Source organism: Polaribacter filamentus, assembly GCF_002943715.1.
Classification (GTDB): Bacteria; Bacteroidota; Bacteroidia; order Flavobacteriales; family Flavobacteriaceae; genus Polaribacter; species Polaribacter filamentus.
Genome location: NZ_MQUA01000013.1, coordinates 1,153,494 through 1,171,348 on the forward strand (window position 1 = coordinate 1,153,494; position 17,855 = coordinate 1,171,348).

Sequence of the window (17,855 nt, forward strand, 5' to 3'; positions counted from 1 at the left end):
TATTGTACGTTTCAATTTTATTCTTCAGCAAACTACTTCTTCATAATTTGTAAAAAAGCATAAAAAAAATCCTTCTAAATAGATATAGAAGGATTTTTTTATTATGTGTGTATAAAGAATTAAATTTTCTTAACTTTTACAGCATTTAAACCACGCATTCCTTTTTCTAATTCAAAAGAAACTTTATCGTTTTCGATAATTTCATCAATGATACCGCTAATATGTGTAAAATATTTTTCGTTATTTTCTAAATCTATAATAAATCCAAAGCCTTTAGAAGAGTCGAAAAACGAAACTTTTCCTTTTCTTACTGGGTCTTCTTCGGGTAAATCTTCTTTTTTAGTGACAGAAATTTGAATGTCTTCTAACTCATACACTATTTTTAAATCTGGATCTGGGGGTGAATCTGATAAATTTCCATTATGATCTACATATGCAAATTGTATTCCCGTTGATCCGTGTTCATCTCTGTCCGCCTTTCTTGCGTCCATTTTCTTTTGCTTATCTAAACGTTTTTTTAAACGTTTCTTTTCTTTTTCACTTTTACTAAATGTTTGCTGCGATTTTGCCATTAATATATACTACTATTTTAAATTAATATTCTGGTAAGATAAAATACTTAACCGAAATTCAAAATCAAACTTTTTTTAACTTGTTTAATGTGTGAAGTGTATTCTGTCTTATTGGATACAAAGATAATATTTTAAAAAGATATTTTTCTTAATTTCTTATAAATTATGTTAAAAAAACTTTAAATAATGGTTTTATTATCTCAGTATAATAGTATTACTATTATATTTGTGTCCAAAATGATTTTAAAATGAAAGACTTGTTATCTGCTTTAAAGATTTCTGTACCCGAGAAAATTTTTATCAAAGACCCAGAAACCTCAGAATTAGGAAAAAAAATAATTGAACAAGGTATTATCTTAATCTGCGAAATAGGTTTTGAAAGTTTTACGTTTAAAAAATTAGGAATCAAAATAAGTTCTAATGAGAGCTCTATTTATAGATATTTTGAAAACAAACACAAGTTACTTTTATATTTGTCTTCTTGGTATTGGGCTTGGATAGAATATCAATTGGTAATTGAAACATTTAGTATTGCAAATCCGGAAGAAAAGTTAGAAAAAGCGATTACAATTGTTACTCGAACGATACATGAAGATAGTAATTTTTCTCATATTAATGAAACATTGTTATATAAAATTATTGTAAACGAAAGTTCTAAAGCCATATTAACGAAAGAAGTAGATTCTGAAAATAAAGAGGGCTATTTTAAAATTTATAAGCGTTTAATTAGAAGATTAGAAGAAATGATACTTGCAGTTAACCCCAATTTTAAATATGGTTTAAGTTTAGCGAGTACAATTATAGAAGGTAGTTTGCATCAACATTTTTTGGGCGAACATTTTCCTTCAATTACAAATTATAAAAATGAAGAAACACCAACTAAATTTTTTATATATTTAGTTAACAATACTTTAAAATAATTATGGAAAACAAACAAATAACTCCTTGGAAACGTCTAGTAGGGTTATTAAAATTAGAAAAAAGAGACATTTTACAGATTTTCTATTATGCTATTTTTGGCGGAATTGTATCTTTATCCCTACCTCTTGGAATACAGGCAATTATAAACCTAATTCAAGGTGCGCAAATATCAACCTCATGGATAGTTTTAGTTATTTTAGTTACTATTGGCGTTATGTTTACTGGTGCATTGCAATTAATGCAATTAAGAATTATAGAAACCTTACAACAGCGAATTTTTACAAGAGCTTCTTTTGAATTGAGTTACCGTTTTCCAAAAATTAAAATGAATGAATTGCGCAATTATTACCCCCGGAATTGGCCAATCGTTTTTTTGATACACTTACAATTCAAAAAGGATTATCAAAAATCTTAATTGATGTTCCTACTGCATTATTACAAATCATTTTTTCATTAATTTTATTATCATTTTACCATCCATTTTTTATCATTTTTGGTATTCTCTTATTATTATTGATATATATTGTTTTTAAATTCACCGCTCAAAAAGGATTAGAAACTAGTTTACTAGAATCTCAAATAAAATATAAAGTTGCGCATTGGATTCAAGAAATTGCAAGAACAGTAGTTAGTTTTAAACTTTCTGGAAACACCAATTTAGCAGTAACTAAAAATGATGATTTAGTAAGTAAGTACTTAGAAGCAAGAGAAAATCATTTTAAAGTATTGATTTTACAATTTATGCAAATGATTGGCTTTAAAGTTATTGTAACTGCTAGTCTCTTATTAATTGGAGGTGCCTTAGTTTTAAATCAAGAAATGAATATTGGGCAATTTGTTGCGGCAGAAATCATTATTCTTTTAGTAATTGCATCCGTAGAAAAGTTAATTATAGGTCTAGAATCTTTTTATGATGTATTAACGTCTATAGAAAAATTAGGACAAGTTGTAGACAAAGAATTAGAATCACAAGAAGGCGAAAGACCTATTTTTAAAGAAGATTTAATTGTAGAACTAGATGCTGTTTCATATCGTGTGGAAAACAGAGAAAAACCAATTATCAAAAATATATCATTAAAGATTAATGCAAAAAGTAGAATTCTAATTGTAGGAGAAAGTGGTGCTGGTAAATCTAGTTTAATACGCTTAATTTCTGGGGTAATAGAACCTACTTCTGGTATTATTTATGTTAATAATTTATCACTAAAAAGCGTACATCTTAACCATTATAGATCTCAATTAGGTTTATCGATGTCTGAAGAGACTCCTTTTGAAGGAAGTATTAGAGATAATTTAGTTTTTGGTAATAAAGATGTAAATGATGATGTAATTTTTGAAGCATTAAAAATTGTTGGTTTAAGTTCGTTTCTAAAAGAACAGCGAAATGGTTTAGAAACTATTTTAAATCCTGAAGGAAAACAAATGTCTTATACGATTTCTAAAAAAATAATTTTAGCTAGAGCTATTATTAAGCAGCCAAAAATAATGATTTTAGAAGATCCGTTAGATCAATTTAATTTAAAAGAAACCTTAGAAATCATAAATTATTTAACAGACTCAAAAAGACCTTGGTCATTGATTGTAACAAGCAGTAAAAAAAGTTGGAAATCGAAATGTACTCAAATAATTACTTTGGAAAAGGGTAAAATTAAATCTATAAATTAAAAAATCGATGTTAAATATTTCTAACAATGAGTTAAATAAAATAGTAGATTTAAATCAGTTTAAATCTGGAAAATTAATTTTTAGTAAGCGCTATTACAAGTCTTTTAATAAATTTTTATTGGCGTTTGCTTTTCTTGTTTTAATAGTACTTTTTTTACCTTGGACTCAAAATATAACCAGCAATGGTTTGGTAACCACATTAACACCAGGGCAAAGACCACAAACGATACAATCGCAAATTCCTGGTAGAATAGAGCAATGGTTTGTGAGAGAAGGTGACCTTGTTAAAAAAGGAGATACTATTTTAAGAATTTCTGAAATTAAAAGTGATTATTTTGATACCAAATTAATTGAAAGAACCAACGAGCAAATTAATGCAAAAACTTCTTCAGTAGATTCTTATCAATTTAAAGAAGATGCTTTAAATAGACAAATTATAGCATTAAATGAAGAAATGAAATTAAAGTTAGAACAAGCTAAGAATAAACTTTTACAATCTAAATTAAAAGCAAAAAGTGATAGTATTGATTTTGAAGCGGCAAAAACAAATATAAAAATTGCAGAAAGCCAATTTAACCGAACTCAAACTTTGCAGAATGAAGGATTAATGGCTGTTAAAGATGTGGAAGAAAAAGGATTAAAACTGCAAGAAACACAAGCAAAATTAATATCCCAAGAAAATAAATTATTAGCTGCTAAAAATGAAATTATCAACTCAAAAGTCGAAATTTCTACGGTAAGTGCTACTTACGCAGATAAAATTTCTAAAGCACAAAGTGATAAATTCACAGCGCAATCTAGCGGATTTGATGCCAAAGTGCAGGTTTCTAAATTAGAAAACAACAATAGTAATTATAAAATTAGAAACAGTCTTTTATACATCACTGCTCCGCAAAATGGGTATATCAACAAAGCAATCAAAGGCGGAATTGGTGGTACTTTTAAAGAAGGTGACGATTTAGTGGGTATTATGCCTTCAAAATACGATTTGGCTGTAGAAACTTTTGTAAGACCTATCGATTTACCGCTTTTACATATTAATGAAAAAGTACGTGTACAGTTTGATGGTTGGCCAGCAATTGTGTTTTCTGGATGGCCCAATGTTTCTTATGGAACGTATGGTGCCAAAGTTATTGCTATTGAAAGATTTATTAGTGATAATGGAAAATATAGAGTTCTTTTATCTCCTGATAGCGAAGATCATACATGGCCAGAAGTTAGAGTGGGTTCTGGCGCAAGAACCATCGCGCTGCTAGAAGATGTGCCTATTTGGTATGAATTATGGAGACAACTAAACAGCTTCCCTCCCAACTATTATCAGCCAGAAAAAGCAAAATCAGATTCAAAAAAGAAATAAAAAGGAATCCATATTTAGATTATTAAAAAATGAAAAAATATATTTTAATTCTTTTTTTATTACTGTTTGCTAAGCTTTCATCGCAAGAAAAGGTGGAATCTGTGATGACCTTATCGGAGTATTTAGGCTACGTTAAAGCCTATCATCCAGTTGTAAAACAGGCAAATCTTATCATGAATGCTAGTGAAGCAAAATTATTAAAAGCGAGAGGTGCTTTCGATCCAAAAATTGAGGTTGATTTTGATAAAAAAGAATTCAAAGAAAAGGAATATTACAACCAATTAAATGGTGCTTTTAAAATACCTACATATTATGGTTTGGAATTTAAAGCTAATTTTGAAAATAATGAGGGTATTTTTTTAAATCCTGAAGCAACCTTGCCAACCGATGGTTTGTATGCTGTTGGCGTTTCTGCTTCTTTATTAAAGGGTTTTTTAATCAACCAAAGAATGGCATCTTTAAAACAGGCCAAATTCTTTTTAGATCAGGCAAAAGAAGATCAGCAACTATTGGTCAATGAAATTTTATACAACGCTTCTTTGACCTATTTTAATTGGCTACAAACCTATAATGAAAAAGCAGTATATCAAGATTTTTTAGGAAATGCAGAAATCCGTTTTAAGGGAACAAAAAGAGCTTTTATAGAAGGAGATAAACCGGCAATTGATACCTTAGAGGCCGGGATTACATTAAATGAAAGAAAACTATATTTAGAAAAAGCACGAATAAAATTAGTAAAAGCTTCTTTAGAAATTTCTAATTTTTTATGGTTAAATGATAATACACCTGTTGAATTGCAAGATCATATTATACCAAATATAGAAACGCTAAATTCAATCGATGTAACTTTTAATATTGCATTGTTTAACATCGCTGATTTTGATATTAATAACCATCCGAAGATAAAATCTTTAGAATTTAAAATTCAAAGTTTAAATATTGATAGAGAACTTAAAATGAACAACTTATTGCCACAATTAGATGTTCAATATAATTTTTTAACGCAGACTCCAAGAGTCTCTAATTCTTTAAATGTTGATAATTATCAAGCAGGAATCAACTTTAAATTACCCCTATTTTTAAGAAAAGAAAGGGGAGATTTTAAACTTGCTAAAATTAAATTACAAGAGGCAACTTATGAAAATGAAGCAACTAAAGTTATCATAAAAAATAAGGTGGATGCTTTACAACAAGAATTGTCTTCCTTCGCAATACAGAGCGATTTTTTAACAAATATCGTTAAAGATTATAACACCTTATTAAAGGCTGAGGAACGTAAGTTTTTCTTAGGCGAAAGCTCTTTGTTTTTAGTGAATTATCGGGAATCTAAATTGATAGAAACAAAGCTAAAAGCAATTGTATTAGAAAATTCATTCTTTCAATCGAAAGCCGATTTGTTTAAAGCAGCTGTGATTTCTATTTCTGAATAAAATAATAACCGCAAATAGATGACTTTTTCAAATGTGACTGCGTTTTTCTGTATTGGTTTACAAAGAAATGTGCAGATGACGGAATTTTATCTTAGTAAATACTTTTTGTGAAAAGTCCTCAAATTACTTTCTACAGAAATCAAACTTATTTTCTATTGCGCTACTATTCAAATAAAGCGGCTAAAAACTCTGCAACACAGGCGGGTTTTTTCTGTCCTTTTATTTCTATTGTGCAAGAGAAGGTAACTTTAATTCCGTTGTTCGCTAAATCTTCAATTTCTTTTACAATCGTATGCATTCTTAACTCACTATTTACTAGAACAGGATTCGGAAAACGAACTTTATTTAATCCGTAATTTAAGCCCATTTTTACACTTTTAATAGAAAATAATTCTTCTAATAATTTAGAAATCATTGAAACCGACATAAATCCGTGCGCCACGGTACTTTTAAAAGGACTCTCCTTGGCTGCTCTCTTTTCATCAACATGAATCCATTGTTTATCTAAAGTTGCATTTGCAAAATCATTAATCATTTGCTGAGAAATCGTGTACCAACTCCCTGTTGGTAATTGCTTATCGATCATCAACTTAAACTCCGAAAAATTTTCAAAAACTAATGGTTTCATGTTTTTTATTTTACAAATTAATATTTCATTTCAAATGCTTAATTTAGTCAAAAATTATCTAAATATGAAACTACTTTTTTATTTTTTTACGTTGCTTTCATTTTCAATGTTGTCCCAGAATACTCCAAAATGGATGAGACATTCTTCCATTTCTCCGGATGGAAAACAAATTGCATTTACGTATAAAGGAGATTTGTATAAAGTAAATGTAAATGGTGGAAATGCGCAACAGTTAACATTTCATAGTGCGCACGATTATGAAGCTGTTTGGAGTAAAGATGGCTCTAAACTTGCTTTTGCATCCGATAGATTTGGAAATTTTGATGTTTTTGTAATGAATTCAAATGGTGGAAATGCAACTAGAGTAACCTTCCATTCAAACGACGAACATCCGTATTCATTTTTTAAAAACGATACAGAAGTTGTTTTTGGAGCATTAAGACAAGATGTCGCAAACCATCGACAATACCCTCATGGTTCTCAGTCTGAGTTATACAGTGTTCCTGTTATATCTGGCAGAGTTCGCCAACTCTTAACAATTCCTGCTGAGTATGTACAGTTTTCAAAAGACGGAGCAAAGATGTTATATCAGGATAAAAAAGGCGGCGAAAATGAATGGAGAAAACATCACACATCGGCCATCACAAGAGATATTTGGCTGTATAGCACCAAAACAAAAGCGCATACAATGATTACCACTAATAATGCGGAGGATAGACAACCTGTTTTTAGTGAAGACGAAAAAAGCATGTATTATTTAAGTGAAAGAAGTGGGACTTTTAATGTTCATGAACTTTCATTAGAGAACCCGATGCAAGATCAACAATTAACTAATTTTACGATACACCCTATTCGTTTTCTTAGCATGGGTAATGGAGTTATTTCTTTTGGATATGACGGCGAATTGTACACAATGACCAAAGGTACTGCACCTAAAAAAGTTGATGTAAACATTATTACACAGGATAAAGAAAATTCAGAAAAGTTTATTTCTGTAAATGGCGGAATTAATGAAATGGCTGTTTCACCAAACGGAAATGAAATTGCATTTATAGCAAGAGGTGAAGTTTTTGTGACTTCTGTGGATAAATCATTCACAAAAAGACTCACAAATACTCCCGAAAACGAGCGTTTTGTTTCTTGGGGTCCAGAAGGAAAATCTGTTGTTTATAGCAGTGAACGCAATGGAAAATGGAGCGTGTACAAAACCGAAAAAGTAAGATCCGAAGAACCTTTCTTTTATGCATCCACATTATTAAAAGAAGAACCAATACTAGAAAATAAAGTTGACAATTATTTGGCGCAATATTCACCTGACGGAAAAAAGATAGCCTTTATTGAAGGCAGAAGAACGCTAAAAGTGATGGATATAGCATCAAAAAAAGAAACTATCTTATTAACTCCAAAAGATTTATTTCACATGCGTGATGGTGATAAATACTTTACATGGAGCCCAGATAGTAAGTGGTTGTTGGTCGATTGGGGAAAAACATTAAGCAATAGTGAAGTTTTACTAATGGCTGCAGATGGTTCTAAACGAGTAAACTTAAATGAAAGTGGATATTATGATGGGCAACCAAAATGGGTAAATGACGGTAAACAAATGATCTGGTTTAGCAACAAAAACGGATTAAAATCATACGCAACTAGCGGTACAACTCAAAATGACGTGTATGGTATGTTTTTTACGCAAGATGCTTGGGATGAATTTGATTTGAGCGATGAAGATTTCAAATTAATGGAAGCCATTAAAGAAGAAGAAAAAAAGAAAAAGAGAAAGAAAAAAGGATACAAAAAAGTCAAAGAAAGGAGATAAAAAAGAAGAGGATAAAGATAAAGAGGAAGAAAAAAAGACTGTAACACCTTTAGAATTCGATTGGGAACAGATGAAAGACCGAACAAAAAGGTTAACCATTCATTCTTCTGATTTAGGCGATGCGGTACTTTCTAAAAAAGGGGATTTATTGTATTATTTAGCAAGTTTTGAAGAAAAATCAAACTTATGGAGCACCAATTTAAGAACCAAAGAAACTAAAATGGTCATGAAATTAAATTCATCATCAGGAAGTTTAGAATGGGATAAAAAAATGGATAATTTGTATCTTTTAAGTAGTGGTAAAATAACAAAATTAAATCCTGATAAAAGTGAAAGTAAACCGGTAGAAATTAAAAGTGAAATTGAATTTGATGAAAATGCCGAAATTCAAGCAATGTTCGATCATGTTTGGTTGCGTACAAATGCAATTTTCTATCATTCAGATTTTCATGGGATCAATTGGGAGAACATGAAAAAAGAATATCAAAAATACATACCACATGTTGGAAATGAATATGAGTTTTCTGAATTATTATCTGAAATGTTAGGAGAATTAAATGTCTCTCATGCTGGCGCTGGTTTTAGAGGAACGAACGTTTCAAATGGAGATGCAACAGCCTCTTTGGGTATTTTTATGGATTATAATTTTAAGGATGACGGAATTTTAATCGAAGAAGTTATTTCTAGAGGTCCATTGGATAAAGCTAAATTTGATATCCAACCCGGAAGTATCATCAAAAAAATTGATGGCGTTTTAATAGCTAAAAATCAAGATGTTTCTAAATATTTGAATAGAAAAACAGATGCGTTTATGCTTCTAGATGTTCTAAATCCCAAAACTAACAAAGAGCAAACAATTACGATTAAACCGATTTCTTTGGGAGAAGAAAATCGTCTTTTATATACGAGATGGATAAAAATTAATGAAAAAGAAGTGGATAGTTTAAGTAACGGGCAGTTAGGTTATGTACATATTCCCGGAATGAGTGATGCCCCTTACAGAAGTATCTACCAAGATATGATGGGGAAGTATTCAGATAAAAAAGGCGTAATTGTAGATACTCGCTTTAATGGCGGGGGAGATTTAGTAGCTGATTTAGCAATGTTTTTTACAGGAGTTCCTTTTATTACGTATGCAACAGAAGCGAAAGTTGTAGGCGGTGAACCTACTTCACGTTTTACAAAACCAACTCTTTCTATTTTTAATGAAAGTATGTATTCGGATGGACATTGTTATGCTTCTGGCTATACTGATTTAAAAATTGGTAAAACGGTAGGGATGCCGGTTCCCGGTACCTGTAGTTTTGCCGGTTGGGAAAGTTTGCCAAATGGTTCTTATTGGGGAGTTGTGCCTATAAGTGCAAAAAATAAAGCAGGTGAATGGATGGAAAACAATCAAACAGAACCAATGATAAGAGTAAAAAATATGCCTGGCCAAATAGACAACGGAATAGACCAACAATTATTAAGATCTATAAAAGAATTATTAAAAGATGTAAATTAAAATCTTAAAATTTAAGCATAAAAAAAAGTGAAGCAGCCCTTCATTTTTTTTTATGCTTTACCAAAAATATCGTCTTTAATCTTAGGCAGTTCTAAATGAAATCTTACAACGATTACTCTAATAATTGCAACTACAGCGGCAGAAATTATAAAGTTTATATTTTCTTCAACATTAAAATAATTTAGAATTAAATAGATAATTCCACCAGCCAAACAAGCGGAAGCATAAATTTCTTTTTCAAAAATTAAGGGAACTTTATTCGTTAATACATCACGTAAAACACCACCAAAAACGGCGGAAATTACGCCCATTATTATTGCAATAATAGGATGCAAATTAAATGACAATCCTTTTTCTAAACCTAATAATGTAAAAACACTAATACCAATAGTATCAAACAAAAACATGGTTTTACTTAAGTGTGCTATTTTACTTTTAAAAAGAAACGTAAAAACGACCGCAATAAAGATGGTATATAAATAATCTAAATTCCCAATCCAATTTATTGGGTGTGCATCAATTAAAACATCACGCAACATTCCTCCTCCAACAGCGGTCACAAAAGCAATGATGAGTACGCCAAACATATCAAATTTTTTATCTAAGGCTACCAAAGCACCACTTACAGCGAAAGCAAAAGTTCCTAAAATATCAATAACATAAATAACACTCATACTACACAGTAACTTCAGTAAATTTAATATTTAATTCGTTTTGAATTTCATGAATGCGCTCCAATTCATATGGTAAAATAAAAGCTAAAGAAGTTCCTGTTTTTCCTGCTCTGGCAGTTCTACCACTTCTATGCGTATAATATTCCAATTGTTCTGGTAATTGATGATGAATTACAAATTCTAATCCGCTCACATCAATTCCACGTGCAGAAACATCCGTAGAAATTAAATATTGCAAGCTTTCATTTTTAAAAGCACGCATTACTTTATCGCGTTCTTTTTGTTGCATATCGCCCTCTAAGGCAGCAGCAGAAAAACCTTCCTCAATTAAATGAGCTGCTAAATTTTGAGCTCCCGCTTTTGTTCTGCAGAAAATGATGCCTCTACTTGCTTCTCTTTTTACTAAATACGAAATAATATCTGCCGGTTTATCTTTTATGGTTGTTTTTACAAATTGATGTCTGATGTTTGCATTTACCAAAGAATTTCTATTAATTTCAACTCTTGATGCATTTGCATCCATATATGTTTTTATAATTTTTTTGATTTCTTCTGGCATTGTAGCAGAAAACAACCAAGTTTTTCTATTAGATTCTGTCGTAAATTTTAAAATTCTATTTAAATCTTGCTTAAAACCCATGCTTAGCATTTCATCAGCTTCATCTAAAATAACTGTCTTTACATGACTAATATCAATACTTCCACGCTCTATTAAATCGATTAATCTTCCCGGAGTTGCTACAATAATATGGGTTGTTCTTTTTAAATTACCTATTTGACGATCAATTTTTTCTCCACCAAAAACAGCTTCAATAAAAATTTTATCTTCATTATATTTTGTAAACTTAAAAAGCTGCTTCTTAATTTGTTGCACTAATTCTCTTGTAGGTGATAAAATTAATGCTTGAATATTTCCTTCGTTTGTATTAATGTGATGTAAAACTGGCAAGCCGAAAGCAGCTGTTTTTCCAGTTCCTGTTTGCGCCAAACCAATAAAATCGGTTTCAGATTGCAATAAAATTGGGATCGTTTTTTCTTGAATTTCTGAAGGTGTAGAAATCCCTAATTCTTTAATTGATTGTATATATTCTTTGCGAATTCCTAATGCAGAAAATGTTGACATTGTTTCTTAATTTTGTGCAAAGATACTTTTATTAAAGTTTAATGACACAAATTTCACGAATTTGCACAGATTAAAAAAATGTAATTTTTAAAGATCACCATTATAAAATCTAGGATAAAAATATTGATTTGAATTTTGATCATTTTTGAGGCGATAATACTTTTAAAACATTTTCTCTAATTCGAGTAGGTTTATAGGTTTCTGCGTCTAACATTGCCCAAGTTGTTTTTGATTTTGCTAACAAAACATCATCCTTATAAAATTCAATTAACCGCATTGAAGTAAAACCTTTGGTCTCTCCTACCCAAGTTTTTGCAACAAGTTCATCTCCCAAAAGCGCTTGCCCTTTATAATCAATTTCATGCCTTGCCACTACCCAAATATATTCTGGTAAAGGAATTTCTTTAGTTAAGAATGCCCAATGATGAAAGGCAACTTCATCCATCCATTTTACGTATACCACATTATTTACATGATTTAAATCATCAATATCTGCGGTTGTTACATTGATTTTAAATTCAAAAACGTTGTCCATATTTATCAATTTTAGCAAAAATAAAAATTTTAATAGTTCTATAACAATTATTGATGTTTCATTTTAAAAAAAATAATTAATAAGCTGTTTCTTTGCAGAACTTTTATGAATAAACTAGTAAACGAATTAGGTACAGAAAATATTGGCAAATTATTGATAAAACAAGCAGTTCCTGCTACTATCGGAATTCTTGTAATGTCCTTAAATATGATTGTTGATACCATTTTTGTAGGACAATGGATTGGGGTTTTAGCAATCGCGGCAATTACCGTTGTTTTACCAATTGTATTCTTAATTTCTTCTATAGGAATGGGAATTGGAATTGGTGGAAGTTCTATAATATCAAGAGCTTTAGGAGCAAGTAAACCTGAAAAAGCATTTTTAACTTTTGGAAATCAGATTTCACTAACCGTTATATTAGCCTTACTTTTTGTAGTATTAGGTACTATTTTTAGTGTTCCTATTTTGAATTTATTTGGAGCAAAAGGACTTATTTTACCTATTGCTTCCGAATATTTTAGTGTGGTAATTTATGGTGTTCCTTTTTTAGCTTTCGCGATGATGGGAAATCCAACAATTAGAGCAGAAGGAAAACCAAAATTTGCTATGTATGCAATGATGATTCCCGCAGTTTTAAATGTTGTTTTAGATGTTGTGTTTATAAAATTGTTCAATTGGGGAATGTGGGGCGCAGGATTAGCGACTTCTATTTCTTTTGCAAGCTGCGGATTGTACATTTTATACTTCTTTTTATCTTCTAAAAGTGAATTAAAAATAATACCAAAAAACTTTAAATTAGATTTTAAAATTGTAGATGAAATCATAAAATTGGGCGGAGTTTCTATTGTTAGACAAGGTGCAATTAGTATTTTAAGGCTAAGTTCTAAATTAAATATGTGTTATCTTAGCAAAAAAGAACATTTATGATACCATCTGATTTTAGAGATTATTTTTTGAGCAGTAGCTTAATTATCCAACAAGATATTGTAAACTCTTTACTGTCTTTATCAACATCGGGTTCACATTTAGAAGAAGATAAAGAACGAAAAGCAGTTACTTGTCCTCATTGTAAAAGCGAACGCATACGTGCAAACGGTACATTAAAAGGCGTACAACGCTATTTGTGTAATGGTTGTGGTAAAAACTTTAGTGAAACGACAGGGAAATTTTGGTTTGCATTAAAAAAGAAAGACAAGATTAACAAGTATCTTTATTGTTTACTATCGGGCTATAGTATTAGAAAAAGTGCAAAGGAAACAGGAATCTCAATTCAGACCTCATTTGATTGGCGTCATAAATTATTAACCTCATTTTCTAGCGTTTCAGTATCCGAATTTGAAGGTATTGTAGAGAGTGATGATTTGTTTTTTCCAATTTCAGAAAAAGGGAATCGTACTTTAGAAAGAAAACCTAAGAAACGAGGAGAAAAAGCTAGCAAAGCAGGTATATCTAATGAAAAAGTAGCCGTAATTGCTACCTGCGATCGTTCTGGAAATAAGGATTTTGAAGTGGTTACAACAGGACGAATTAGTAAAAAAGACCTAAACAAGGTGTATCAAGGTAAGCTCGATAAAGCAACAGTACTTTGCAGTGACAGTCATAGAAGTTATGCTGCCTTTGCAAAATCTAATACAATTATTCATAAGAAGTTCAACGCATCAAAAGGACAGAAAACAGTTGATAAAATATATCATGTTCAGAATGTGAATAATATGGATATGAGATTGAGGAAATTTATGGAATCCTTTAATGGTGTAGCAACTAAATATCTGCAAAATTATTTAAACTGGTTTTTGGTACTAGAAAAAATAAAGAATAAGACCAATAAAATGGCAACACTTGCTAGTATTGCATTAGCTTCTAATCAAGTCTGGATACAATTCAAAGAAATAGCTATAAACAATATGCTTTTTAGAACTTAGCCTATTTTAATGATTGTTTTAAACTACTCACTTTTCAAATATGGCGGCGAAATTTCCATCTCAATTTTCGGAATTATAAACAGAGTAATGATGTTTTCTCTTTCTCCTGTTTTAGGAGTTTCACAAGGTTTTTTGCCCGTTGCTGGTTTTAATATTGGTGCAAAAAATAATGCCAGAGTAAAAGAAACGATTAAAAAGGCCATTTGGTTTGGTTCTATTTTAGGAACTATTATTTTTATAGGAATTGTAATTTTTAAAGAAGAAATTATTTGGGTTTTCACCAATGACTCCTCTTTGCTAGCGGAAACTCCGAATGCAATGTTGATTGTATTTTTAGTAACTCCTATTGTTACGATGCAATTAATTGGTTCTGCTTATTTTCAGGCAGCCGGGAAAGCGATGCCTGCATTATTTTTAACACTTTTAAAACAAGGTATTTTTTTAATTCCGTTAGCGTATATTTTACCTAAATATTATGGGATAAACGGTATTTGGTGGTCTTTTCCTATTGCGGATGTGCTTTCTACAATTATTACAATTTGGATTTTAAAACGTGAGGTTGATAAGAATCTTAAATAAATTGGTTTAAGTTTTTAAGGAAAAATAAAAAATAAGGATGTTTATTCTCTAACATTCGTCAAAATTTTTTAACTTTAGGAACCCCAATTGAAGCGCTTTATAATAAACCTAAACCAAAGATTCCCCATTTAAGTTAGTCGTTAAAATATCGCTAAATAGATTAAAAAACGGACGCAAAGCTGCATAACTTTTATCTACTTCATCAATAAAGTTTTCTGATAAAACTTGTTCATCAGTAAAACTCTTACTTGATATAAATCCCTTTTTACGAAGTAAATCGACATCTGGATGTTCTTTATCAAAACCCCTTGGTGCTGTTTTTAATTCGCTAAAACTTTCAAATTGTCCGCCAAACTGCTTTTTATATTCTTTTGCTTCTAAAATACCTTTAATTTCTGAGGCATCTTGTTCTATTTCTTTTCTAATTCTGAATAAATCTTCTTTGCTCGGTTCCCAAAATCCACCAGCTAAAAAAGACTCTCCTGGTCTTATTCTAAGAAAATAGCCTCCTCTTAGAGAGGAACCTAATCTTGAATAAGAGTTTGCAAAATGAGCTTTGTAAGGTGTTTTATCATTAGAAAAACGAACATCTCTATAAATACGCATCATTTTCGATTTCTCTATTTCATCATGCATTTGTAATTTAATGTGTATTGCGGCAAAAACATCTTTTGCATTTTTTTGCGCCTTAAGATAGGTAGGTTTGTTCTCTGCGAACCAATCTCTATTATTGTTTTTTTGTAAATCTTGCAGGTATGTAAATGTCGATTTTTCGAATTGCATTTAGTTGAATTTTTAAAATTTCAATTTACGAATTATTCTATAAAAATACAGTCACTAATTCAAGAATAAAAATTAGAGAAGAGCATTTTTATTTGCGTAAATTCGTGCAATAAGCTTCTCACATTCTATGCATCAAAAAACAAAAATAATTCAGAAAAGATATGACGGTTTTTTACAGACAAATTGTTTGTGGAAAGGCAAAACCGTTTATGAATTACATGCGTTTGAAATTATTGCTGTATCCTCAAAAATAAATATTGAAATTGATGAAAAATTACGGTTAGGTAAATACATTGAACGGTTTATTTCCTATCAATTACAGCAAGAAGAAAGCATTTCGGTTATAAGTGAGAATGTTCAAATTCAGAGAGAAAAAATTACTTTAGGAGAATTAGATTGTATTATTTTAAAGGATGAAAAACCAATTCATTTAGAAATTATTTATAAGTTTTATTTGTACGATCCTTCAGTTGGAGAAACTGAAATAGCTCACTTTATCGGTCCAAATAGAAAAGATTCTTTAGTAGAAAAATTAACGAAATTGAAAGAAAAACAGTTGCCTCTTCTCTACTCTGCGGAATGTTTAGAATATTTAAAAACTATTGATTTAGATGTTGATAAAATTGAACAACAAGTATATTTTAAAGCACAATTGTTTGTTCCGTTATCAGAAGAAAACATTGTTTTAATTAAACTAAATCAAGAGTGTATCGGCGGCTTTTACATCAACAAAAAAGAATTAGAACAATTTAAAGATTGTAAGTTTTTCATCCCAAATAAAAAGGATTGGTTAATTATTCCTCATAAAAATGTAAACTGGGAGAATTTTCATCAGTTTAAGGAAAAATCCTATGAATATTTAGAAAGAGAATTTTCGCCACTTTGTTGGATAAAAAAATCAAATGGAGAAATTAATAAGTTGTTTTTAGTGTGGTGGTAGTGCTTTCAAAGTTAAGAGTTTTGAATTCTAGCTTGCTTCTCTAAACATAACTTCAACCATGTATTTACTTCAATTGTCTTGTCTTTTGTTTCTTGAAAATTAAAAAAAAATAAACATATCCGCACATAGAAAACAAATTTTTTGCCTATTCTCTTTTATCTCTTGGCTCTTGCATCAAAATAAATCACATCTTATTCCTATTTCAAAAACCTAAATTACACTAATGGAAAAGAGGAACTTAAAAATTTAAGTTCCTCTTTTTAAATTATATTAATTTCTATAATTATTTCACTTTTTTCTCATCGTCTTTAGAAGCTTTGTTCCAAATTTTGATTTTATCATCTTTGGTAACACCTCCTAAAACTTCTACATTTACACCATCCGAAGTACCTAATTTCACAGTTTTCTTTTCAAAATTACCGTCGGGCATTAGTATTTCTACGTAAGGATCTTCTGTTTTTTTATCAAACTTTAGAAGGGCTTCTTTAATCGCTAAAACATTGTCTTTTTCCTCTAAAACAATATCCGCATTTGCACTATAGCCCGCTCTAATAAAATATTTAGTATCTAAAGAAAGATCTGCTTTAATTTTAAACTGAACAGCCCCTCCTTCTTCTGTTCCTTTTGGAGCAATAAAGTTAAGTTTCGCAGGGAATTTTACGCCTTCAATTGCACCAATAGACACCTCAATATCGGTACCTTTCACTAATTTACCAACCTCGGACTCATCTACCTTTCCTTCAAAAATCATTTTACTCATATCAGCAATAGAAGCAATTGTGGTTCCCGCATTAAAATTGTTAGACTGTATAACTTGATCCCCTTCTTTAACAGGAATTTCTAAAATTATACCAGACATTTGAGCAATAATATTGGTATTTGCAGAAGCACCAGAACCCGAAGACCCTATTTTAATAATTTGATAATCATTTTGTGCATTCTTTAAATCTTGTATTCCTTGTTTGTAAGTAAGTTCAATATTTTCAAATTCTGCTCTAGAAATAACGCCTTTTTCAAATAAACCTTTGTTTCTTTTGTAAGAAACTTCGGCATTATTTAAACTAATTTTAATATTGTCTACTCTACCCTTTGCGCTAATTAAAGATTGCTCATTTGGCACCACTCTAACAGTTGCAATTAAATCGCCTTTATTCACTTGCGCGCCTTCTAGCAACATAATTTTATCAATTATTCCCGTAATTTGAGGTTTAATTTCAATTTCTTCCAAGGGAATAACTTTACCGGTTGCTACTGTTTTTTTAACAATTGTAGTTCTGAAAGGTGTTTCCGTTTCGAAGTCAACAACGTTTTTCGAGTTCTTTTTACCGAACCAAATTAATGCCACTATAAACAGTGCTACTATAATTATTAAAATAATTTTTGATCTTTTACTCATAATTTGTTAA

At 30.4% G+C, this 17,855-nt stretch carries 16 protein-coding genes and 1 pseudogene; 10 read left to right on the forward strand and 7 right to left on the reverse strand.

The window, feature by feature from the left end:
* Positions 1-119: 119 nt before the first annotated feature.
* The gene (locus tag BST83_RS07450) at positions 120-572 is read right to left on the reverse strand and encodes a cold-shock protein (protein WP_104809238.1); all 453 of its coding nucleotides are present in this window, start codon (positions 570-572) and stop codon (positions 120-122) included.
* A gap of 248 nt (positions 573-820) precedes the next feature.
* Between BST83_RS07450 and BST83_RS07455 the strand changes: the two genes are divergently transcribed.
* From BST83_RS07455 to BST83_RS07470, 4 genes and pseudogenes are all read left to right on the forward strand, one after another.
* Positions 821-1,492, forward strand: a complete 672-nt coding sequence (locus tag BST83_RS07455) for a TetR/AcrR family transcriptional regulator (protein ID WP_104809239.1) — start codon at positions 821-823, stop codon at positions 1,490-1,492.
* Between the two features lie 2 nt (positions 1,493-1,494).
* Positions 1,495-3,158 (forward strand): annotated as a pseudogene (locus tag BST83_RS07460) (peptidase domain-containing ABC transporter).
* 7 nt (positions 3,159-3,165) lie between these two features.
* Entirely contained in the window at positions 3,166-4,515 is a 1,350-nt protein-coding gene (locus tag BST83_RS07465) for an HlyD family secretion protein (RefSeq protein ID WP_104809240.1), read from the forward strand.
* Between the two features lie 29 nt (positions 4,516-4,544).
* A complete protein-coding gene (locus BST83_RS07470) occupies positions 4,545-5,945 on the forward strand; it encodes a TolC family protein (protein WP_205853566.1) in 1,401 nt (466 codons plus the stop codon).
* A gap of 163 nt (positions 5,946-6,108) precedes the next feature.
* Here BST83_RS07470 and BST83_RS07475 read toward each other — a convergent pair whose 3' ends face one another.
* Positions 6,109-6,573, reverse strand: coding sequence for a MaoC family dehydratase (locus BST83_RS07475; RefSeq protein WP_104809241.1), 465 nt, complete (start codon positions 6,571-6,573; stop codon positions 6,109-6,111).
* Positions 6,574-6,637: 64 nt separating this feature from the next.
* On the opposite strand from BST83_RS07475, the gene BST83_RS20615 reads away from it, so the two are divergent.
* Both BST83_RS20615 and BST83_RS20620 read left to right on the forward strand, forming a co-directional pair.
* Entirely contained in the window at positions 6,638-8,389 is a 1,752-nt protein-coding gene (locus BST83_RS20615) for a S41 family peptidase (RefSeq protein ID WP_240614692.1), read from the forward strand.
* 70 nt (positions 8,390-8,459) lie between these two features.
* Positions 8,460-9,893, forward strand: a complete 1,434-nt coding sequence (locus BST83_RS20620; protein WP_240614693.1) for a S41 family peptidase — start codon at positions 8,460-8,462, stop codon at positions 9,891-9,893.
* A 50-nt stretch (positions 9,894-9,943) separates the two neighbouring features.
* Here the strand turns inward: BST83_RS20620 and BST83_RS07485 are convergent, their stop codons facing one another.
* From BST83_RS07485 to BST83_RS07495, 3 genes are all read right to left on the reverse strand, one after another.
* Positions 9,944-10,567, reverse strand: a complete 624-nt coding sequence (locus BST83_RS07485; RefSeq protein WP_104809242.1) for a trimeric intracellular cation channel family protein — start codon at positions 10,565-10,567, stop codon at positions 9,944-9,946.
* 1 nt (position 10,568) lies between these two features.
* Complete coding sequence (locus BST83_RS07490) at positions 10,569-11,690, reverse strand: DEAD/DEAH box helicase (RefSeq protein ID WP_104809243.1); 1,122 nt, start codon at positions 11,688-11,690, stop codon at positions 10,569-10,571.
* Between the two features lie 139 nt (positions 11,691-11,829).
* Positions 11,830-12,225 carry an acyl-CoA thioesterase gene (locus BST83_RS07495; protein ID WP_104809244.1) on the reverse strand — a complete coding sequence of 132 codons (396 nt, stop codon included), beginning with the start codon at positions 12,223-12,225 and terminating at the stop codon, positions 11,830-11,832.
* A gap of 105 nt (positions 12,226-12,330) precedes the next feature.
* Between BST83_RS07495 and BST83_RS07500 the strand changes: the two genes are divergently transcribed.
* The 3 genes from BST83_RS07500 to BST83_RS07510 are packed head-to-tail and all read left to right on the forward strand — an operon-like array spanning position 12,331 to position 14,726.
* Positions 12,331-13,152, forward strand: a complete 822-nt coding sequence (locus BST83_RS07500; RefSeq protein ID WP_367889149.1) for an MATE family efflux transporter — start codon at positions 12,331-12,333, stop codon at positions 13,150-13,152.
* A complete protein-coding gene (locus tag BST83_RS07505; protein ID WP_104809245.1) occupies positions 13,149-14,147 on the forward strand; it encodes an IS1595 family transposase in 999 nt (332 codons plus the stop codon). The genes BST83_RS07500 and BST83_RS07505 overlap by 4 nt, the downstream gene beginning before the upstream one ends.
* A gap of 9 nt (positions 14,148-14,156) precedes the next feature.
* Complete coding sequence (locus tag BST83_RS07510; RefSeq protein WP_240614694.1) at positions 14,157-14,726, forward strand: MATE family efflux transporter; 570 nt, start codon at positions 14,157-14,159, stop codon at positions 14,724-14,726.
* Positions 14,727-14,834: 108 nt separating this feature from the next.
* Here the strand turns inward: BST83_RS07510 and BST83_RS07515 are convergent, their stop codons facing one another.
* Complete coding sequence (locus BST83_RS07515) at positions 14,835-15,509, reverse strand: DUF2461 domain-containing protein (RefSeq protein WP_104809246.1); 675 nt, start codon at positions 15,507-15,509, stop codon at positions 14,835-14,837.
* A 127-nt stretch (positions 15,510-15,636) separates the two neighbouring features.
* Here BST83_RS07515 and BST83_RS07520 point away from each other — a divergent pair, with 127 nt between their 5' ends.
* Entirely contained in the window at positions 15,637-16,449 is an 813-nt protein-coding gene (locus BST83_RS07520; protein WP_104809247.1) for a DUF1853 family protein, read from the forward strand.
* A gap of 283 nt (positions 16,450-16,732) precedes the next feature.
* Here BST83_RS07520 and BST83_RS07525 read toward each other — a convergent pair whose 3' ends face one another.
* Entirely contained in the window at positions 16,733-17,845 is a 1,113-nt protein-coding gene (locus tag BST83_RS07525) for an efflux RND transporter periplasmic adaptor subunit (protein WP_104809248.1), read from the reverse strand.
* Between the last annotated feature and the right edge of the window lie 10 nt (positions 17,846-17,855).